Origin of the sequence: Priestia sp. SIMBA_032 (assembly GCF_046535215.1) — a bacterium.
Classification (GTDB): Bacteria; Bacillota; Bacilli; order Bacillales; family Bacillaceae_H; genus Priestia; species Priestia aryabhattai.
The window spans coordinates 1,007,421-1,028,148 of sequence record NZ_JAWRXD010000001.1 but is presented as its reverse complement, the minus strand read 5'-3'; the positions used below and the strand labels follow the sequence as shown (position 1 = coordinate 1,028,148).

The 20,728-nt window shown below is 38.9% G+C and carries 20 protein-coding genes and 1 riboswitch; of the genes, 11 read left to right on the top strand and 9 right to left on the bottom strand.

Annotated features, from left to right (window positions below; all coding sequences use genetic code 11):
• Positions 1 to 69 precede the first annotated feature (69 nt).
• The 4 genes from SB717_RS05125 to SB717_RS05110 form a co-directional block, all read right to left on the bottom strand.
• Positions 70 to 234 carry an aspartyl-phosphate phosphatase Spo0E family protein gene (locus tag SB717_RS05125; protein ID WP_410903376.1) on the bottom strand — a complete coding sequence of 55 codons (165 nt, stop codon included), beginning with the start codon at positions 232 to 234 and terminating at the stop codon, positions 70 to 72.
• An 864-nt stretch (positions 235 to 1,098) separates the two neighbouring features.
• The gene (locus tag SB717_RS05120; protein WP_074679141.1) at positions 1,099 to 1,296 is read right to left on the bottom strand and encodes a YwbE family protein; all 198 of its coding nucleotides are present in this window, start codon (positions 1,294 to 1,296) and stop codon (positions 1,099 to 1,101) included.
• Positions 1,296 to 1,475: a hypothetical protein gene (locus SB717_RS05115; protein ID WP_074679139.1), complete on the bottom strand. Its 180-nt coding sequence runs from the start codon at positions 1,473 to 1,475 to the stop codon at positions 1,296 to 1,298. Before SB717_RS05115 ends, SB717_RS05120 begins: the two co-directional genes overlap by 1 nt.
• An 85-nt stretch (positions 1,476 to 1,560) precedes the next feature.
• Entirely contained in the window at positions 1,561 to 1,929 is a 369-nt protein-coding gene (locus tag SB717_RS05110; RefSeq protein WP_013055500.1) for a winged helix-turn-helix transcriptional regulator, read from the bottom strand.
• A 329-nt stretch (positions 1,930 to 2,258) separates the two neighbouring features.
• On the opposite strand from SB717_RS05110, the gene SB717_RS05105 reads away from it, so the two are divergent.
• The 8 genes from SB717_RS05105 to SB717_RS05070 all read left to right on the top strand — a co-directional run bounded on the left by SB717_RS05105 (position 2,259) and on the right by SB717_RS05070 (position 10,800).
• The gene (locus tag SB717_RS05105) at positions 2,259 to 3,458 is read left to right on the top strand and encodes an MFS transporter (RefSeq protein WP_410903375.1); all 1,200 of its coding nucleotides are present in this window, start codon (positions 2,259 to 2,261) and stop codon (positions 3,456 to 3,458) included.
• A gap of 92 nt (positions 3,459 to 3,550) precedes the next feature.
• Complete coding sequence (locus SB717_RS05100; RefSeq protein ID WP_410903445.1) at positions 3,551 to 4,471, top strand: LLM class oxidoreductase; 921 nt, start codon at positions 3,551 to 3,553, stop codon at positions 4,469 to 4,471.
• A 231-nt stretch (positions 4,472 to 4,702) separates the two neighbouring features.
• Positions 4,703 to 5,629 (top strand): malonate decarboxylase subunit epsilon, encoded by a 927-nt coding sequence (gene mdcH, locus SB717_RS05095; RefSeq protein WP_074679132.1) that lies wholly within the window; start codon positions 4,703 to 4,705, stop codon positions 5,627 to 5,629.
• Between the two features lie 37 nt (positions 5,630 to 5,666).
• On the top strand, positions 5,667 to 7,319 hold the full coding sequence (mdcA, locus tag SB717_RS05090; protein WP_410903374.1) for a malonate decarboxylase subunit alpha: 1,653 nt from the start codon (positions 5,667 to 5,669) through the stop codon (positions 7,317 to 7,319).
• 5 nt (positions 7,320 to 7,324) lie between these two features.
• On the top strand, positions 7,325 to 8,191 hold the full coding sequence (locus SB717_RS05085) for a triphosphoribosyl-dephospho-CoA synthase (protein ID WP_074679128.1): 867 nt from the start codon (positions 7,325 to 7,327) through the stop codon (positions 8,189 to 8,191).
• A 23-nt stretch (positions 8,192 to 8,214) separates the two neighbouring features.
• Positions 8,215 to 8,517 (top strand): malonate decarboxylase subunit delta, encoded by a 303-nt coding sequence (locus tag SB717_RS05080; RefSeq protein ID WP_074679126.1) that lies wholly within the window; start codon positions 8,215 to 8,217, stop codon positions 8,515 to 8,517.
• Positions 8,504 to 10,204 carry a biotin-independent malonate decarboxylase subunit beta gene (gene mdcD / locus SB717_RS05075; protein WP_410903373.1) on the top strand — a complete coding sequence of 567 codons (1,701 nt, stop codon included), beginning with the start codon at positions 8,504 to 8,506 and terminating at the stop codon, positions 10,202 to 10,204. Before SB717_RS05080 ends, mdcD begins: the two co-directional genes overlap by 14 nt.
• The gene (locus SB717_RS05070; RefSeq protein ID WP_074679122.1) at positions 10,192 to 10,800 is read left to right on the top strand and encodes a malonate decarboxylase holo-ACP synthase; all 609 of its coding nucleotides are present in this window, start codon (positions 10,192 to 10,194) and stop codon (positions 10,798 to 10,800) included. Before mdcD ends, SB717_RS05070 begins: the two co-directional genes overlap by 13 nt.
• A gap of 40 nt (positions 10,801 to 10,840) precedes the next feature.
• On the opposite strand, the gene SB717_RS05065 is transcribed toward SB717_RS05070, so the two are convergent.
• Both SB717_RS05065 and SB717_RS05060 read right to left on the bottom strand, forming a co-directional pair.
• Complete coding sequence (locus tag SB717_RS05065) at positions 10,841 to 11,779, bottom strand: response regulator (protein ID WP_028412292.1); 939 nt, start codon at positions 11,777 to 11,779, stop codon at positions 10,841 to 10,843.
• A gap of 4 nt (positions 11,780 to 11,783) precedes the next feature.
• A complete protein-coding gene (locus SB717_RS05060) occupies positions 11,784 to 13,034 on the bottom strand; it encodes an ATP-binding protein (protein ID WP_410903444.1) in 1,251 nt (416 codons plus the stop codon).
• 266 nt (positions 13,035 to 13,300) lie between these two features.
• On the opposite strand from SB717_RS05060, the gene SB717_RS05055 reads away from it, so the two are divergent.
• A complete protein-coding gene (locus tag SB717_RS05055) occupies positions 13,301 to 14,290 on the top strand; it encodes a glutaminase (RefSeq protein ID WP_074679120.1) in 990 nt (329 codons plus the stop codon).
• A gap of 103 nt (positions 14,291 to 14,393) precedes the next feature.
• Entirely contained in the window at positions 14,394 to 15,824 is a 1,431-nt protein-coding gene (locus tag SB717_RS05050; RefSeq protein WP_410903372.1) for an alanine/glycine:cation symporter family protein, read from the top strand.
• A 29-nt stretch (positions 15,825 to 15,853) separates the two neighbouring features.
• On the opposite strand, the gene SB717_RS05045 is transcribed toward SB717_RS05050, so the two are convergent.
• The 3 genes from SB717_RS05045 to SB717_RS05035 all read right to left on the bottom strand — a co-directional run bounded on the left by SB717_RS05045 (position 15,854) and on the right by SB717_RS05035 (position 18,511).
• On the bottom strand, positions 15,854 to 17,353 hold the full coding sequence (locus SB717_RS05045; RefSeq protein ID WP_074679116.1) for a sodium:solute symporter family protein: 1,500 nt from the start codon (positions 17,351 to 17,353) through the stop codon (positions 15,854 to 15,856).
• Positions 17,353 to 17,556, bottom strand: a complete 204-nt coding sequence (locus SB717_RS05040; protein WP_033578104.1) for a DUF3311 domain-containing protein — start codon at positions 17,554 to 17,556, stop codon at positions 17,353 to 17,355. Before SB717_RS05040 ends, SB717_RS05045 begins: the two co-directional genes overlap by 1 nt.
• 355 nt (positions 17,557 to 17,911) lie before the next feature.
• On the bottom strand, positions 17,912 to 18,511 hold the full coding sequence (locus tag SB717_RS05035) for a cupin domain-containing protein (protein WP_080754378.1): 600 nt from the start codon (positions 18,509 to 18,511) through the stop codon (positions 17,912 to 17,914).
• Positions 18,512 to 18,896: 385 nt separating this feature from the next.
• Positions 18,897 to 18,975: riboswitch (ZMP/ZTP riboswitch) on the top strand.
• A gap of 56 nt (positions 18,976 to 19,031) precedes the next feature.
• Here SB717_RS05035 and aimA point away from each other — a divergent pair.
• Positions 19,032 to 20,627: a glutamate/serine transporter AimA gene (gene aimA, locus SB717_RS05030; protein ID WP_074679114.1), complete on the top strand. Its 1,596-nt coding sequence runs from the start codon at positions 19,032 to 19,034 to the stop codon at positions 20,625 to 20,627.
• Positions 20,628 to 20,728: the final 101 nt, after the last annotated feature.

Sequence of the window (20,728 nt, the reverse complement as noted above, 5' to 3'; positions counted from 1 at the left end):
AAAACATATCTGTTTTATTTGTAGGTTTATGGTACTTGAGGGATAGCAAGTGAAAGTCCTACGCGGCTCTTATTTGGTATGGTTAAAAAGCTTTTGGTAACTAATAATTTTTTGATCTAGCTTTTGACTTAATTTTAAAATCTCACCGTGAGAATAGCTGCTTGTTTTCTTAGCTATTTGGTAAATATCTGATTGTAAGGCTCGAATTTCTTTTTCTAACTGAGGTTGCTTCATTTGAAATCCTCTCCAAGTCAGAATACTTCTATCTTCTATCTTTTATCTAATAGTATGAAATTCCTTCATATTTGTAAAATGTTTTTTGTTTTGAAAAATATGAAATAGGTGAAGAGCTGCTGACAAGCTTTGTCGAACACTTTTTTTATCTGTTTTCAACAAATATGATATACTAAAGCTAGGAAAAATGATAATTCGGAGCGCACGTTCAGTTATTCTTAACAAGCGAATGAATTTTTAGCTTTGACAAGTTTAACTTGTAAGGTGAAGAAATTCATCACATAACCTTATTAGATCTGAACCTTGTTAGCCCGGATGAGGATTTGTCGAAAACGATTCACTAGAAAAAACCTTCGAGACCGCCAACTCGGAGGTTTTTTTATTTTTGTGTATGGGAAGTGAAAAAAAGACATAGACTAATAAAGAAAAAGGTCCCGCACCCATAATCGGCCGTAGTTGATTACACCTTGTCCATTTCTGCAAGGAAGCTGTCTTTTTACTATAGGGAAGTGCCGCCAAACACCATTCCCTAAAGACAATCAGCACACGGGCCTTATGGATGAAGAACCTTTTAGACGATACTTATCGGTGATTACTTATTTTACTACTGGAAAAATAGCAAAATAAGAGCGACTATGGCTCCTAAAAGCTCTACGTAAGCCGTTAGGAGCTGAACATTCTCAGCATCTAGGAAAAATGACTTGAGGATTTGTCTCAGACTATCCACCACCTTTTTCTTCCTTGCGTGAATTCCCAAGGGAAAGAAAGGGGACAACAGTGCTTCTTTATTTTAACAAAAGTAGGAAATGATAAGTAGATTTATTTGAAGTGTAAATTAAAAAAGCATGTAGAATACATGCTTTTTTAATTCGAGTAAATTTCTTTTATGCGTCCGACTTGTCCATCTGTTAAACGGACTTTGATGCCGTGCGGGTGAAAGCTTGAATTGGTCAGAATGTCTTTGACCGTTCCGTGTGTAAGTTTTCCAGAACGCTGATCTGCTTTTAAAACAATGTCGACTTCAATTCCAGGGGCTACGTCTTTTCTATTTTGTCCGTTCATTATACACCTGTTCTCTTTCGCTGATTATTCGTTTTTTTTGTTTGTTGACTCGTCAGCTTTTTGGTTGCTTGATTCGTGCTGCTATTTTGAGCTTTACTTGAAGATTGATTTTTCTTATTAGCAAGCTGGTGTTTGATAGCATCTTGAAGACTAATTTTCTTTTTAAGTTGTTCTGTCATATGAGTTCCTCCTGAATGCGTACATCGTCTGAAAAAAATAAAGAAAGTAAGGGAATGAAAAAGCTGACTATCTAGTCAGCTTTTTTTAATTAGAAACAGTGACTTCTTCTACAGGCTGCATAAGTACAGCTTCTTTATCAGGATACGTTTTTTCAATATGATGTTCTCCCCAAGAGCATAATGAATCAAGAATGCTTTTTAAAGACCATCCGTAATCTGTTAAAGAATATTCTACTCGAGGCGGCATTTCATTGTACATTTTTCTAACAATGATGCCGTCTGCTTCAAGTTCGCGAAGCTGCTGCGTTAATACTTTTTGTGTAACGCGCGGCATAATTCGTTTTAATTCTCCAGGGCGCTTTGTCCCTTTAATTAAGTGGCAAAGAATAACAACTTTCCACTTGCCTCCAATGACTTCTAGTGCCGCTTCCACTGGAATATTATATTTTTTCACGTTAACAACTCTCCTTGTTCTAGAGATAACGGTCAAATGCATGTTTTCGCATTTTTTCTGATGTTTATCATATCACTATAGAGCAAAATTTTCTAGGTGTAAGCATTTTTTTAGAATACCCAATAGTTCATGACTTTAGTATTTACGCTTATTGTAACCTCCAAGTACCTATATCACTTGAAAGTGCGTACTTTTTCTTTGATTTTACATCGCTCATAATAACAATTGTTGATGGCGAGCTAGCGAATATATGAATGGTACCTAAGCTAAGCAGCAATAAAAGAAGCTATTATAAAGAAATTATTATAACGAACAGGAGGCGTTAAGAAGTGAATACACTTTCACAAACGCAACAAAGTAAAAAAAGCGGTGCTTTGCCGCTATTAGCGCTAGCTATTAGTGCCTTTGGAATCGGGACTACAGAGTTCGTTCCAGTAGGTTTATTATCATCGCTTGCAGATGATTTAAATATTTCCATTACACTAGCAGGGTTATTAATTTCAGGATACGCAATGGGAGTTGCATTTGGAGCTCCCGTATTAACAGCATTAACAAGTAAAATGAGCAGAAAATCATTGCTGATGCTATTAATGGTTATTTTTATCGTAGGAAACTCAGTAGCAGCTTTATCAACAAGCTTTGGACTGCTGCTTATAGCACGAATTATCACTGCGTTTTCACACGGTATTTTCTTTTCTATCGGTGCAACTATTGCGGCTGATTTGGTACCCGAAGATAAGCGAGCAAGTGCCATTGCTTTAATGTTTACAGGTTTGACAGTTGCAACGGTTACAGGTGTTCCTCTTGGTACATTTATTGGACAAGCTTTCGGTTGGAGAGCAACATTTTGGGGAGTAGCGTTACTTGGCGTCATTGCCATTATTGCAAGTGCTCTTTTAGTGCCTAAAAACTTAAAAGAAGCGCCGCCGGCAAAGTTTAGTGATCAATTGAAAATTTTGAAAAACGGTCCGCTTTTACTATCGTTTGCTATTACCGCCTTAGGATATGGCGGAACGTTTGTAGCCTATACGTATTTAGCACCTATTCTTGAAAAACTAACAGGATACGCACCAAGCGCAGTTAGTATCTTGCTGCTAGTATACGGCGTAGCGGTAGCCATCGGAAATACAATCGGAGGAAAAGCTGCGAATAAAAATCCGTTAAAAGCATTATTTTGGATGTTTTTAATTCAAGCCGTTATCTTAGTTGTTTTATCGTTTACGGCATCATTTAAAGTAGCCGGAACAATTACGATTTTTGCTATGGGCTTATTAGCATTTATGAACGTACCCGGACTGCAAGTGCTAGTTGTGAACCTGGCTGAAAAATACGTTCCTTCAGCAGTGAACGTAGCGTCTGCGCTTAATATTGCTGCATTTAACGTTGGAATTGCTATTGGTTCTTTTGTAGGCGGCCTGATTGTTGATTCAATTGGTCTTGTTCATACTCCTTGGATTGGAGGAGTGATGGTTTTAGGAGCGGTCTTATTAACGGCATGGAGCCGGTCAATAGAATCAAAAGCAAAATAAAACAAGAGATTATCGCTTTTGCGATGATCTCTTAGCTATAAAAGGAGAGAAGGCAATTGGCTACATTTCAACATCACAAGGCGTATCGTCGTATGTACAAAGAGCATGAGTTAACGTTAGGTTTGCATATACCGCTTGAAAACTATCAGTATGAAACACCTACGATGGAAAAACAAGTAGAACTCACACAGCTTGCGGAACAATATGGATTTACAAGCTTATGGTTTCGTGATGTCCTGCTTCAAGATCCATCATTTGGCGATCCAGCAACGGGTCAAATTTATGATATGCTGATTTATTTGACATATCTCGCTAGTCAAACAAAAGAAATTGCGCTCAGTACATCTGCTATTGTGCTGCCTCTTCGCCATCCGCTTCGCGTGGCTAAAGAAATGGCAACCATTGATCAGCTTTTTCCTGAGCGTTTGATTATGGGCGTATCTTCTGGAGATCGTCAAGCAGATTTTCGGGGGTTAGGCATTCCTCATGAAGAAAGAGGAATGCGATTTGTAGAGGCTTTTCATTATTTACATGAAGCATTAAATAAAGAATTTCCAACTATCCAGTCTGCTTTGGGTTCCGTTCAAGGAGCGAATGTTGTTCCTAAGCCAACAAAACGTATTCCGACGATGATTACGGGATACAGTCAGCAGAATATGGAGTGGTTTGCACAGCATGGAGACGGCTGGATGTACTATCCTCGTCATCCTCATTTTCAAGCAGAAACTATTGCACAATGGAGGAAACTGGTTGATATCTATCATCCAGGCGTTTTTAAACCTTTTACACAGCCTATGCATCTAGATTTGGCAGAAGATCCAAATGAAATGCCAACGCCAATTCGTTTAGGATTTCGAGCAGGGCGTAATACATTAATTGAGCTTCTTTCTATTTATAAAGAAATAGGAGTTAACCATCTCTTTTTTGCTCTTTTTGATAGTAAGCGCCCGGCTGAAGAAGTCATACATGAGCTTGGTGAAGAAGTGCTTCCGCATTTTCCGTCTCTTATGTAGCAAAAAGAGGCTGAGACAACAGCAGTTTAGTTAAAGGAAAATCCGAACGAGTTAGATTCTTAATGTAGAATCTAACTTGTTCGGATTTCGTTATGTCTCAATCTCTTTTTATATAGATTTCAAGTTATAGGATATATAAGAAATATGTATTAGAGTTATTGTTTACCTATTCCTTATAATAAAATTATCCACTATCTCCTTGGAAGATACAAAGTCGAAAGGAGAAATACGATGAGTGTTGCATTTCTATTTCCAGGACAAGGTGCCCAATATGCTGGTATGCTTCATGATATAAAACATAAATGGGGATTAGCACCTACGTTTGAAGAAGCAAGTGAGGCTTTAAATCAAGACGTATTATCGTTAGATTCGTCAGAAAAGTTAAAATATAATAAAAACGTTCAGATATGTCTTTTTATTGCAGGAGTGGCTACGGCTAGGTCGTTTAAAAATAAAGGATACTCGCCAGACGTGGTAGGAGGGCATTCAATAGGGGCGTTTGGAGCAGCAGTTACATCTGAAGTGCTATCTTTTAAAGAAGCTCTTCTTCTTGTGAAAAAAAGAGGGGAACTGATGGAAAATGCTTATCCTGATGGTTATGGTATGGGGGTTGTAATGGGACTGCGCGAACATCAGCTTCTCTCTATTGTACATCAAATATCAACTGATGCAGCTCCTGTTTACGTAGCGAATCTAAATGCTCCTGATCAAATAACGATTTCTGGCACCTTAAAAGCAATTGAGAAAGTTCTTGAAAAAGCATCTAAAAAAGGGGCTAGAAAAACTAAAATGCTTCATGTAACGGTGCCTTCTCACTGTCCTCTTATGAAAGGAGTTTCGAGCGAATTACGAAAAATAATAGCGGAAGTGACAGGAAAAGCCCCGGTCGTTCCTTTTATAGGTAATTGTAAAGCTCGGAAATTATGGAAAGCTGCTGATATTAAGGAAGATCTGGCAGCGAGTGTTGCCCTGCCCGTTCGTTGGCATGATGCTACGGAAGTTATGTATGAAATGGGTACAAGATTATATATTGAAATGGCTCCAGGAAGAGTACTAACGGATTTGACTGCTAAGAGCTTTCCGGAAGCAAGGGCTATTTCTGCAGCCGAATCTACTATGAAATCTGTGTTAATTCTAATGGAAAAAGAAAAAATGTAAGCGCCTTAATTTAGGAGTAGAAGAAAGGAGCTAGAACATGAGTGGCATAAAAAAAACTTCAAAATCATGGACAACTCGCCGAGATCAAAAAGCAGCCCGCCTTGCGAAAATAGACCATCTTCTTAAAGGAAAGTTATTGGGCAATGCACACATTATTGAAGCGTTAGAATTGCTTATATCACCCGGAGATAAAGTAGTGCTTGAAGGAGACAATCAAAAGCAAGCATCTTTTTTATCAAAGGCGCTGAATGAAGTAAGCGCTGATAAAATAAACGGCCTTCATATGATTATGTCTAGTATTTCACGGCCGGAACATCTCGACATATTCGAGAAAGGAATTGCTGAAAAAATTGATTTTTCGTACGCAGGCGCTCAAAGTCTTCGCGTATCTCAAATGATTGAAGATGGCACGTTGAAAATGGGAGAAATTCATACATATCTAGAGCTTTACGGACGTCTTTTCATTGATTTAATTCCCAATATTGCATTAGTGGCTGCCGATAAAGCAGATGCACAAGGTAACTTATATACAGGAGCAAATACGGAAGAAACGCCGACGATTATTGAAGCAACAGCGTTTAAGGACGGAATTGTCATTGTGCAGATAAATGAACTTGTTGAAGAACTTCCGCGAGTTGATATTCCGGCTTCTTGGATTGATTGTATCGTCGTGGCGGATCAGCCTTATCAATTGGAAGCTTTATTTACGCGAGATCCTCGTCATATTACAGAGCTCCAAATTTTAATGGCTATGATGACGATTCGAGGTATCTATGAGCGCCACAGCGTACAATCATTAAATCATGGCATTGGCTTTAATACAGCTGCAATTGAGCTTTTGCTGCCTACTTATGGAGAAAAGTTAGGATTGAAAGGAAAAATATGCAAGCACTGGGCTCTGAACCCTCACCCTACGTTAATTCCGGCGATTGAAAGCGGATGGATTGAGAGCGTACACTGTTTTGGCGGAGAAGTAGGAATGGAACAATACACAGCAGCACGTCCAGATGTGTTTTTTACAGGACGCGACGGCAGTCTGCGTTCAAACCGTGCGATGTGTCAAGTGGCTGGTCAATATGCGGTAGATGCTTTTGTAGGATCAACTTTGCAAATAGATGGAGAAGGAAATTCTTCTACCGTCATATCCGGACGTTTGTCAGGATTTGGCGGAGCGCCTAACATGGGGCATGATCCTAGAGGCCGACGACATTCTACGCCTGCCTGGTTGGATATGATAAACGAGCAGCACGAACTAGCAAGAGGCAGAAAGCTAGTTGTTCAAATGGTTGAAACCTTTCAATCGGGAAATGAGCCTGTTTTTGTTGAATCTTTGGATGCAATAAATGTGGCTAAACAAGCAAATTTAGCTACCGCTCCTGTTATGATTTATGGGGATGATGTGACACATGTCGTGACCGAAGAAGGAATTGCTTATTTATATAAAGCACAAAGCTTGCAAGAAAGAAAAGCAGCGCTTGAAGCCGTAGCAGGGGTAACGCCTATAGGGTTACGGCACAAACAAAATAAAGTAGAAAGAATGCGCAGAGATGGCCTAGTGGCTTTTCCGGAAGATTTACAGATTCGCCGTACGGAAGCAAAGCGTTCATTATTGGCGGCGAGAAGTGTAGAAGATTTAGTAGAATGGTCAGGTGGCTTGTACAATCCCCCTGCTAAATTTAGGAGCTGGTAAGGAATATGCGTATTCAGAGTATTCAAGAAGAGCCAAGACCAGCTGTGGTTTACTCATGTCTAATAGCTAAAATGGCAGTTACTGCTCTGGTTGATGAGGCGGTGCTTACACCTAAGCCTGGGCTTGTAGATGCAGCAACAACTGGATCTCATCAAGATATGAATATTGAAACGCTGTTAACTTCTGCTTATGCTTTACAACCGACCTTTTCACAGATTGCATTATATAGTCAAGGAAAGCAGCCAAGTCAGATGCTAAGGGAAGAAATTGCTCGAATTGGACGTGAAGGCGAACAAATTATGTACGCGGCTACGGATGGTGTTAATACACACAAAGGAGCTATTTGGGCATTAGGCCTACTTGCTTCTGCAACAGCGGTTTGCGGCATTCAAGCATCACCTGCATCCATTACAGAAGCTGCAGGACAAATTGCTCGTTATGCAGATCGTTTTTGTCCGCTGCATTCATCTAATGGACTCCGTGTGAAAAAACAGTATGGCGCAAAAGGAGCAGCTGGAGAGGCGAAGCAAGGATTTCCCCGCGTGATTCATATAGGCTTGCCTGCTTTACATAAGGCTCGCAAGCTAGGCATACATGAAACATCAGCGAGGATTGATACTTTAGTAACGCTGATAGCCAATCTTGATGATACGTGTATTTTGCATCGTGCTGGTCCGGTTGTGTTAGAGGAGATTAAAATGACGGCATCCAATGTGTTAGAAGCTGGAGGGGTATCTACATCAATAGGAAAACAGCGGCTGGAAGCGTTAGATAATATTTTTCTATCATCTAACGCTTCTCCAGGTGGAAGTGCAGATTTGCTGGCTGCTGTATTATTTTTAGATCGAATATCTCTTTTTAAAGAATCGTAAACGTCTGCAGGGAGGAGTGGCTAATGGAAACGTTAGTGTTTAAATACAAAGCCGATCGAAAATTAACTCAGCGCGCACATGTAGGCGTTGTTGGTTCAGGGGATTTAGAAATTTTAATGGTTCCTTCTGATGAAGAACATGCTCATGTATCAGTACGAACAGGAAGTGAAGGGTTTAGTGAAACCTGGAAAGCCGTATTAGACCGGTTCTTTAGTGTTCATACGATTCAAGCGAAAATTGTAATTAATGATTTCGGTGCTACGCCTGGTGTAGTCGCTTTGCGTCTTGCACAAGCTTTGGAGGTGAGTGAAAATGGGAGTAAATAATCAAAGCTTTATTGAGTTAAATGGAAGAGAACGAGCGCAGGCAATTTTAGATCAAGGCACATTCCGTGAACTGCTCGGCCCTTTTGACGGGATCGAATCGCCTCATTTACCTAAGCAAGATATTGTTCCTCAAAGCGATGATGGCGTCATTATAGCAAGTGGGCTGATAGCAGGAGAGCCAGCAATTGTCATTTCAATAGAAGGAGGGTTTCAAGGAGGAGGCATCGGTGAAGTATCGGGAGCTAAAATTGCAGGAGCTTTAGAATTAGCCCTTAATAATCACAAAAAAGGTGTTCCTGTTAGACCTGTTTTTCTATTCGATACAGGAGGGGTAAGGCTGCAAGAAGCAAATTATGGACTTTTGTCGATATCTGAAATTGGCTCAGCGGTAGTTGCTCTGCGTGAGCATACACCTGTTGTCGGAGTTATTTCAGGAAATGTAGGCTGCTTTGGAGGAATGTCTATCACTGCTTCACTCTTTAGTTATCTCATTATGACAAAAGAAGCAAGGTTTGGTCTTAACGGCCCGGAAGTGATCGAACAAGAAGCGGGAGTTGAAGAGTTTGACGCAAGAGACCGAAGCTTAATCTGGAAAACGATTGGCGGTATTCAACGTTATGAAACGGGTTTTGCAGATGTCTTAGCACAGGATGATGTTACTGCTATTCAACGAGCGGTTCAAGAGACGTTTCAGAGGAAAGAAAAAGTAGCTAGCAAAACTGAACAAGTAGATTTTTACAGACATTTGCTTAGTAAGGTTGATCCGTCAGAAAAAATGACTCCTGATCAATTTCAAAAATTGTATAAAGCAACAAAAAATGAACATATCTCTTCAACAGTCTCTTACTCGTTGAACGAAGTTCCAGGCAGCATGCCCAACAGCCGCGGTCGCGTGTGGATCAACGCTTTAATAAATGATGAAGAAGCAGATTTTGAAATTCCTTCTGTTCTTTATAAAGACGCACTGTTAGGAGGAGAAAAGGTCCGATATATATCGGTTGTACCTAATCCTTATAGTCGTTTCTTACGTGCACGAAAAGGAGAAGTAGGACTAGATGAAGGATGGACAATTGCCAAGCACGTTCGTGAAGTGATAAAAGAAGATCGAAATCAATCTCCGCGTCCTATAATTGCCATTGTGGATGTACCGAGTCAAGCGTATGGCTATCATGAAGAACTTCTAGGTATTCACTATGCTTGCGGTGCTGCGGCTGATGCTTATGCAGCAGCGCGCTTAGCAGGTCATCCGGTTATTACCTTAATTGTCGGAAAAGCAATTTCAGGAGCATTTTTGGCTCATGGATACCAATCAAATCGGATATTGGCTTTGAAAGATGAAGGAGTGAATGTTCACGCCATGTCCAAACAGTCAGCAGCACGCATTACCAAAAGAAGTATCAAAGAACTTGAAGAAGCTTCAAAGAAAGTCCCTTCCATGGCCTATGATATTGAGTCATTTGCTTCACTTGGTGCTTTATATGAACTGATTAGCGGTATTCAACCAGAGCAGCCCACAGAGCGCGACGTTCAAACGATTCAAGATATTTTGACTGGAGCAGTAGAAGATGTACGCCGTGAAAGTGTATACGATTTAAGCAGCCGGCTACAAAGTGAGAAAGCAAGGAAGGAAGGGCGAAAAGCTTCTTTATTAGTAAGAGGTGAGTTGGAAAAACAATGGAATATATAGCTCATGATTTGCTTCAGTTAAAAGAGGAAGCAAAGCTTATCAGTTATACACCTATCCCCGAGTGGGTGGAGCATTCTTTAGCGAAGGCTCCATTTGTAGTTGTAAGGCGTGCTGTTCACCGAGATAAACTGATACCTGTTGGAGTAAGAGGAGAACGAAGAAATCAGCGTTTTGGTGCTTTTTTATCTGAGCAGGCCATTAAACAAACGATTAGGCCGGAAAATCTTGTTTCACTTTTTCAAAACGGCCGGTCCAGAAACATGCCAGCTATACGCGCTTTAGAAGAGGTGGCTATTATTTTTAAAAAATTTGCGTGGGGACCAACCGGCAGTGTAGGGTTCGAGCTTGCAAGCGGTGAAGAAGTTGTCACGACAACCAGTGATTTAGATGTACTCATTCGCGTTTCTTCTTATTTGTCAGTGAAACAAGCGGAAATGATAGTCAGTAAGCTAAAGAGGTGCTCAGTTTCTGTAGATGTACAGGTAGAAACAGAAAAAGGAGCCTTTTCTCTAGCGGAATATGCAAAGGGCGAGGAGAAGCTGCTTCTGCGTACTATATATGGGCCTGCCTTAGTAAAACTGAATCAATTAGTATAAAAGACGGAAAGAGGGATCTGCACCTTTTCCGTCTTTTCTGTCAATACCAGCTTTTTTCCTGACTTAACAAACGCTTGGCTTCCAAAAAGAATATTTGAATAAACTTTTTGGTGTTAATGCGAATCGGCAAAATTTTAGAATCTCCCTGCAATTCTTTCATTTTTTTCCGAACGGCTGTAAAGTCAAAAAACTTAGAAGCATAATTTTCAAACTTTGGATTTGAAAAATCTGTTAACCCAATAGAAGCAAAGTGATTCAGTGAGTGAGTAACTGCTCGTCTTATTCGCTGTTCACAAGCCTTGGTTTCACGATTAATTTCAATGGAAGACGCGTGAGCTCCCAATTTTTTCTCAGCGACATTTACAAAAATATTTTTTAGAGAAGGGAAATGTTTTTCCACACTTTCTCTTTGGTCATAAGTGTACAGAAACTGTAAAATATCCAGTAAATCTTTTGCACCATTTTCTCCTACAATACCTAATTCGGCTAATAAGAATTTCCCTACATCGTATAGATGGGCTTGTTTCGTTATCGGCTGGCTTGAAGGGGGAGCGTGATGGGCTGTCGCTAAACTATTCAAGGAGGTTTTAATATCATCGATTGATTTCTCAAGAGAGATTCGTTCAATTACTTTTCGAATAACCGTTAAAATTTCAATTCGATTAATTGGTTTTGTAATATAGTATTCAATTCCTAATGAATAGGCTTCTCCTATCAATTCTTTGGACTCTACCTGTGAAATCATAATCATTTTTCCTTTAAATGAATCTTTTAAATGACGGATCGTTTCGATTCCGTCTCGTCCTGGCATAAGTAAATCAATAAATAAGATATCAATTTGCTTTAAATTTAACGTAGAGGCATCTAAAAAGCTTCCGTCTACGACTTCTTCTACAACTTCTCCTAAATCCTCATCTTCAATCAGCTGACTGAGCGTTGAACGAATGGCTGAATCATCATCTGTAATACAAAATCGCATAAACTCATCCTTTCTGAATTAGACTACAAAGAGGTATTTGAATGATAAAAATCATCCCGTTATCTCCATGTTTAGCTTCAATCGTACCTCCAAGTTCTTGAACAATATCTCTTACGTAAGAAAGGCCAATTCCAGTAGAGGGGTTTCCAAATTGATCGTATTTTGAGGTGAAACCAGGTTCAAAAATAGCTTTTTCGTACTTCAAAGGCACGCCAGGACCATCATCTTGTACATGAAATTCTACATGTTCAGCTTGTCTATGTACGGATAAAGCAATCATCCCCTCATCTTTAATCGCCTCCACTGCATTTGCTACCAAGTTATTAATGATCGATAAAATAGTGTAAACGTGATAGCTGAAATGTTCCCCGGTGAGAGAGGAAAAAAAGCTAATTTGTTTGTGAAGAGAATCGGCATATTTTTTATTGATGCGTACAATCAGCTCGATTAATTCCTCTGCTTTCATATAATTTTGGAAGCTTTCATTTGAAATTGTTTTAGATAAGCCCGCAAAAATACGCTGGTTGTCTTTTTTTACTTCGTGAATATCTCCTGCAATCCGAAGCGCTTTTTTACTGAGCGATTGGTTTAGCAAAGAATGCTTTTTTTCCTGCTGATTTAATACACGGTATAAATCGTACGAAGCTTTTGTAATCACTTCTGTATTATGAAGGGTCTTTTTTAAATGAACGGTTTCTTCATAAAGGCTTGTGATAAGCATGAGCATGTGCTCATTTTGTTTGCGAATTTGACGTTCTCGTGACTGTGATTCATAAATTGTCATCATATTAAAAAAGCTAAGTACAATGAAGCTGTGAGCAAAAGCAATAACGGCCATGTCGGATAATGAATCGACATGAATGGTTGTATGCAAAACGATATACTGCGCAGTTAGTTCGACTATATCAGCGGCTATTTCAATAATGAGTCCAATCAATCCAATCACAATAGCACTGTAGTGCATGCGGCTTACTTTAAAAATAAAAAATAAAAGTGCATACGTAAAGTAAAAGAAAAACGTAGGGTAATGCGTATGTGCAGAAGCTGCAAATTGGAAATGATCGAGAGTGATATAATCGAGCATGATGCGAAAGAGAACGACGCTTAAAGCGGTTAACAAGCCGCCAGATAAAACGGTTTTTCGTTTTAAAAGCAATAGGAAAAAGAAAAATGTAGGAGCTCCAAATGTAATTCGAAATGTTTCATTTAACGGATAAAATTTTAGCTCCCCCGCCAGCGGAACGGTAATGAGCATGAGCAATAAAATGTACGGATCTTTTTGAATGAAAGATTTAAAATTCAGATAATTACACCTCCTGAAGTGATTCGTGAATTAGTATACATTGTGACAGCGTCCAGCACAATGGAGAAGAGTGCCAAAGATAAAAATATAATTCCAAAAAGTTTTGTAGGTTTTTGTATGCTCTCGTAGGTTGTATTGTACATTAAAAACGAAAATGAAATCCCGATTTATGAAAGCGCTTTAAAATAAAAAGTTAATTAAGTGATGAGGTGATTTTAATGAAAAGAGAAATTGAACAGGAAATGTCTTACTTACACGTCACTGCAAAAGAGCAGTTACATGAGTGGGTAGAGCAAATAAAAGAATTTTCTTCAGAAGGAAAAACGGCTGATTATATCCCCGCTTTGAAAGATATGGACTCGTCTCAATTAGGTATTTGTTTGATTGGTGCTGACGGAACAGTTATCCAGTCTGGGGATTATGAAGCGGTATTTACTCTTCAAAGTATTTCTAAAGTCATTAGCTTTATAGCAGCTTGCTTATGCTGCGGCATTCCTTATGTACTAGAGAGAGTGGATGTAGAGCCAACTGGAGATGCATTTAATTCTATTATAAGACTGGAAATGCATAAACCCGGAAAGCCGTTCAATCCTATGATTAACGCCGGCGCTTTAACGGTTTCATCTCTTTTATCTGGGGAGACGGCAAAAGAAAAATTAAGCTATTTGTTTGATGTGATAACAATGCTTACCGGGAAAACACCGCTCATTAATGAAACCGTCTTTGAATCAGAATGGCAAACTTCTCATCGAAATCGTGCGCTTGCCTACTATTTAAAAGAAACAAACTACTTACAAGGAGAAGTAGAAGAAGTTCTAGAGGTTTACTTAAAGCAGTGCTCAATTGAAGTAACGACTGAAGATATTGCGCTAATCGGATTAATTCTGTCATTAGACGGATATCATCCAGTGTTTCACAAACAAGTAATTCCAAAAGAAGTAGCTAAATTAACAAAAGCGCTCATGCTTACATGCGGTATGTATAATGCCTCAGGAAAGTTTGCGGCATTTGTTGGTATGCCAGCTAAAAGCGGTGTATCAGGAGGAATCATGTCATTGGTGCCACCTAATACGAAAAAGCAGTCTCCATTTCCTGACGGATGCGGTATCGGAATTTACAGTCCAGCTATTGATGAGTACGGGAATAGCGTAAAAGGCGTTACGCTGCTAAAAAAAATCGCAAAAGAATGGGATTTGAGTATTTTTTAGTCTATTTACGTACTCTTCATTCGCTTCAATAATATAAACACCAAGAGAAAAAACTTTCATGTTTTGCATTTGTTCTACCAAATTTTTTAATGAGGTGATAGGCGTGCAACAAGCAATCGAAAGTGTAATTAGTGTCATCAATGATTTTTTTTGGTCGAATTTATTAATTATTTTACTTGTATCAATCGGTATTTATTTTACGGTTCGCTCCCGTTTTTTGCAGTTTCGCATGTTGAAAGAAATGGTACTTGTTTTGAAAGAAGGACGATCGGCTAAAGATGGGGGAGTCTCCCCGTTTCAAGCTTTCTGCATAAGCATGGCAGCTCGAGTAGGAACAGGAAATATTACCGGCATAGCGATTGCTATTGCTCTTGGCGGTCCGGGTGCTGTATTTTGGATGTGGATTATTGCCATTATCGGCTCAGTATCAAGTTTTGTAGAAAGTACACTCGCTCAAATCTATAAAGTAAAAGGGGCAAACGGATTTCGAGGAGGACCCGCTTATTATATGGAAAAAGGGTTAAATAAAAGATGGATGGGTGGGCTATTTGCTGTACTCATTACACTATCATTTGGCCTGGTGTTTAACGCTGTGCAGTCTAATACGATTACACTGGCATTTGAGAACTCTTTTGGAACGAGCCGCTTGCTGATTGGGATTATTATGACAGTTATATTTGCGGCAATTATTTTTGGCGGGATCAAACGCATCGCCAAGATATCGGAATACATCGTTGTGGTATTAGCCGTTTTATACATTGGAATGGCTCTGTTCATTATCTTTAAAAATATTGATCAAATGCCTGCGGTTCTATCTCTAATTGTGAAAAATGCATTTGGGTTTGAACAGGCGCTTGGGGGATCGATTGGTGCAACGTTAATCAATGGAGTAAAGCGCGGACTGTTTTCCAATGAAGCAGGGATGGGAAGTGCTCCCAACGCGGCGGCAACTGCCGTGACGAGTCACCCAGTTAAACAAGGTCTTATCCAAGCATTTGGAGTCTTGACGGACACACTCGTGATTTGTACAAGCACAGCATTTATCGTTCTCTTATCCCCCGCCTATAAGCAGGGACTAAGCGGCATTGAATTAACGCAAGCTTCTCTTAGTACACATATCGGTTCTTGGGCATCAGGGTTTTTAGCTATCATGGTATTTCTATTTGCTTTTAGTACGTTAATTGGCAATTATTATTATGGAGAAACGAATATTGAATTTTTAAATTCAAATAAGATGTGGCTTTGGTCTTATCGTGTAGGTGTTTTAGCGATGGTTATTTTTGGGTCGGTCGCTCAGCTTCAGCTTGTATGGAATTTGGCAGACTTATTTATGGGGATGATGGTAGTGGTGAACTTAATTGCTATTTTTCTATTATCGAAAGTGGCGTTTTCTGCCTTGCATGACTATACTCAGCAGAAAAAGGAAGGGAAAAATCCAGTCTTTTATAAAGATGCGTTAGAAAATAATCAAAATATTGAATGCTGGGAAAGAGAATCAACTTCCTCCCCTTCTGAAAAAGAGAATATTATCTAAAAAAAGTTCAGCCAGTTGGCTGAACTTTTTTATGCGTTTTTCTTTAATTCAGTTTGCGTAGTGGCTTTAGAAAATAATGTTTCTTTCACGCCATTTGTTGCTGCTTTGGTTTTTGCAGCAAAGATTGGATTTAAAATAACAACTACAAGTAAGTTAGATAATAATCCCCAGAACCCTTCATAAAGACCAAATGAATTTCCTGTGGCATGAACGGTAAACGTTACAACCAGCCCCACTACTAATCCAGCAATCGTACTTTCTTTTGATTGATTTCTCCAAAACAGGCTGATAACAATAGCTGGGAAGATTTGTACCATGCCCGATACCCCTAGCAACTGTAGGGAAACAAGCGCTTGAGGGAATAATAAACCGAATAAAAGTGCCAGTCCAATAACAACAAAAACCATAGAACGAGTAACCATTGTTAATGTTTTACCCTGTACATTTGGATTAATTAAATCTCTAAATATATTATTTGCAAATAAGTTAGACGCTCCGATAGCCATGATAGAACATGGAATTAATGAAGCAAGAGCAATCGTTGCATAAGCTAAGCCTTGGCCAATGCCGCCATATGAATATTGAATCAAGGTTAATAATGCTAATCTAGGATCCGTTGTATCTTGAGGTAATACTTGATAAGCAATAAACCCTAAGAAGATGACTAGAATTAAAACAATATTGTAAAGAGGTAAGAAGACAGCATTTTTACGAAGCGAATCTGCACTTTTAGCAGTGAAAACACCTGTAGCAGCGTGGGCCCACATGAATAAAGCTAAAGCAGATACGAGTGATGCTGTAATAAACCATGGAATGCCTTTAGGTCCTTGTGTTGGGATCGTTAATAGCTGAGGTGCATCCTTTGCAACATTGTCGATCATGTTGCCCCAGCTTCCAAAATGCATAATTGGCAGAGAAACAACCATAAATAACATAATCGCCCATACTAAAATATCTTTAATAATTGCCGTATATGTGGGACCTTTAATTCCGCTGAAAAAGGTATAAAGAGCCACAAGAAAGAATGAAAGAATAACGACAGCTTTTACGTTAATGTAGCCAGTTCCTGCAACGCGAAGAGTATCTTGAATACCGCTAAGCTGAAGATCGATATATGGAATGAGCATCAATACACCTACTATAGCAATTAAAGAGGAGAGAAATTTACTGCTAAAACGTTCTCTAGCATAATCAGCAAGCGTAGTAAGTTTGTGCTTTTTAGCAACAGTCCAAAGCTTTGGAAGAAAAAAGTATGAAATTAAAAAGGCTAAAACAGAGTAAGGGATGGCAAAAAATGCGATGCTTCCTCCTTGATAAGCTGTACTTGTAAGACCTAGGAATGTATAAGCAGTATATAAATCTGCTCCTACTAAAAGCCAGACGAGCAGGCTTCCAAAACGTCTTCCCCCTACAGCCCACTCTTCAACGGAGCTTCTAGATGATTTGTCACGGCCCGCTATAAAGCCGATGGCGATAACGACAAGAACAATTGCTGATGTGATTAAAAGTGCGGTTAAATTTCCTTGCATTATTCAATGTCCCCCCAAGATTTTTGTAAACGATAAATGATAAATGTACACACGGGCGTTAAGAAGACCCATAAAAATAACCATAAATGCAAAATAGGTAACCCAAAAATAATTGGATGAATGTTATTTACAAAAGGTAAAAAAGCGAATTGAGCAATAAATGGAATGATGAATAAAATAAATATTATGAATTTTCTGTTCAATTTTTACTCCTCCTCTAAAATTTCTCTAACAATGTTCACTATGATAGCAAGTCTGACATAGTAAAGCAATAAGTTTTTTGAAAATTTCGTTATAAATTATGAAAATTTTTTTAGAAAAACAAAAAAAGGGCATGAGAAGAAGATGTTTGAAATAATTAGGGAAGAAAAAGCACGGGAGAACCTAAGCGCAGTTGCCTTTGAAGCAAAAAAAGAACGGAAAAGAAGAAAGTTAATTTTCTCGATGAGATAAAGTATATTGCTATTGCATCAAAGAAAAAGAATTTATATGTTCAAATAGAGATTTATAAAAGCTATAAAAACGAGCAAATAAAAAAACTAGACAATAAGTGCTTGTCTAGTTCCACCACTCTGTCAATGGTCCTTTGTCGCCATAAACAGGATCCGTTGTGGGAATAGGTACTTGTGCAATTTCATCAAATACGTGAGGGCGATCAGTTTGTTTTCCTGTTCGTAAGTTGTAATCCATGCCCTCTGGGTAAGCCCCAACCACTTTAAAATCAGCAGTTGACTGCAGACGCATATGCCCTGTACCTGCAGGGAGTACGAGTACATCCCCAGCATGCACCACGATATTTTCTCCCATATGTCCACCTAGTTTTAAACGCGCAGATCCGCTAATTACACCTAGTGCTTCATGAGAATTGCTGTGGTAATGGTGAAAATCATATATGCCGCCTACCCAGCTGTTTTTCCAGTTGTGAGAATTAAAAATGCTCTCTACTTTTTCTTTCTTACTAATAAATACGTGTTCATACAACAAAACTGGAAGACGAGGGTGATTTGGAATGGTTCCGTCGTCATCAAAATAAAGAACTTTTACATTTGCATAATTCATAAGCATCCCTCTAACAATCTTTTTTCGTAATTTTCCCTGTTTTTTGCTTGCGTAAACAGAGAAGTTTGCTCGAAGTACTTCATTCGTTGCGAAGTGCATGATATGTAGGTGTTAACGTTTTCCTAAAAGAAGTCTCCCACTTCAAGCGCAGCTAAGTGGTGGGCACTTCACTTTGGTATCTTTTCTTCATATTGTATATAAGTAAAGGGTCTAGTGCAAGAATTCTATGGATATATAGATGTTAATTCGTATTTTGTAAACGAATAATATATATTAGCATAACTTGTGGAAGGGGATTTTCTTGTGGGTTAAAAGAATCAAATGATAAGTAAAGTTAGGATTTTAGTTCATTTGTGTAATTAAAAAGAGGTTTTTAGAAGATAAATTTAGAATTTTACGAATAATTTATTATTTTTAAAAATTAATGTAAACATTTTTGTGTATTGAGTAATAGTAATGGATGTTATATACTGATAAAAAATATATTCCTATATGTGACTGGCGCAACATGGATGACCATGGGGGAGCATATAGCGTATAAGCCGCGCGCCTGGGCAAACACTTGAGAAAATTTCGCAAGTGTTTTTTTTATTTTCCTAGGGAAGAGGAGTAGATTTGGATGAGCAATATGCAAAGGAAGATGGGAACATTTGCTTTAACCATGACAGGCATAGGTTCAATTATCGGTTCAGGATGGCTGTTTGGAGCATGGAAAGCAGCTCAAATTGCAGGACCCGCGGCTATTTTTTCATGGGTTATTGGAATGGTGGTTATTTTGACCATTGCCCTGTCATATGCTGAACTGGGCGCGATGTTTCCACAAGCAGGGGGGATGGTTAAATATCCTCAGTATTCACACGGATCATTTATTGGGTTTTTGGCTGCTTGGGCTAACTGGATTTCAATCGCTTCAACGATAACAGTGGAGGCTATTGCATCTGTGCAATATATGAGTACGTGGCCGTGGAAATGGGCTCGCTGGACTCATGAATTAGTAGACAATGGCATTTTAACGTCCAAGGGGCTGGCAGTTGCGTCTTTGTTATTATTCGTTTATTTTTTTGTGAACTATTGGACGGTAAATCTCTTTGCTAAAGCAAACTCATTTATTACGATTGTTAAATTAATTATTCCTGGTTTAACAGCAGGGGCTTTATTTTTTGCTGGTTTTCATAGCGGTAACTTTTCAAGTGAGCATGGGGTTGCCCCTTATGGGTGGGCCAGTGTTTTAACGGCAGTGGCAACGTCAGGTATCGTGTTTGCATTTAATGGGTTTCAAAGTCCTGTAAATATGGCAGGAGAAGCAAAATCACCTAATAAATCGATTCCGGTAGCTGTAATTGGTTCAATTTTTATTGCTGGAATTGTATACATTATATTGCAAATTGTTTTTATCGGAGCAGTAAGTCCGTCATCTATTGCTGATGGATGGAATCATTTGAATTTTAATTCTCCTTTTGCTGATTTAGCGATTGCGCTTGGAATTAACTGGCTAACAATTGTGTTATACGCAGATGCATTTGTTTCTCCTTCCGGCACAGGTGCTACATATACGGCAACTACTTCTAGAATGTTATACGGGATGCAGCAAAATGGATATTTGCCAAAGATATTTGGTACTCTTCATCCACTTTACAATGTCCCGCGCCCAGCTATGTGGCTAAATTTAGCAGCCTGCTTTTTGTTTCTCTTTTTATTTAGAGGATGGGGTGTCTTAGCAGAAGTGATCTCAGTAGCGACGCTTATCTCTTATATTATGGGCCCTGTAGCGCTTATAACATTAAGAAAAACGGCTTCACACTTTTACCGTCCGTTTTATTTAAAAGGGGCATCAGTTATTGCGCCATGCGGCTTCGTTTTTGCTTCTTTGACGCTTTACTGGGCAAGGTGGCCACTTACAGGTGAAGTGATCTTTATCATGGCAATTGGCCTGCCAGTTTATTTTTATTACCAAGCGAAAAATAAATGGGTGGGCTTTAAAAAAGAATTTTTAACCGGGGCTTGGATGCTTATCTATTTAGCGTGCATGATTTTTATTTCCTACATAGGAAGCGAAAAATTCGGAGGCAAAAATATTTTGCCTTTCGGATGGGATATGCTAGTCATTGCTTGCGTATCATTAGCTTTTTATTACTGGGGAATTAAAAGTGGCAAACCTAACCGATATATGAAAGAAGCTGAACAAATCAATCAAGAGAATTTTCAATCTAAATAACTAAATAAAAAACACGAGCGGGTGCTCGTGTTTTTTATTTATGGAGAATTTAGACTTAGTTTTTATCAAAATATTGTAAAAAATATAGATTTTAAGGTTTA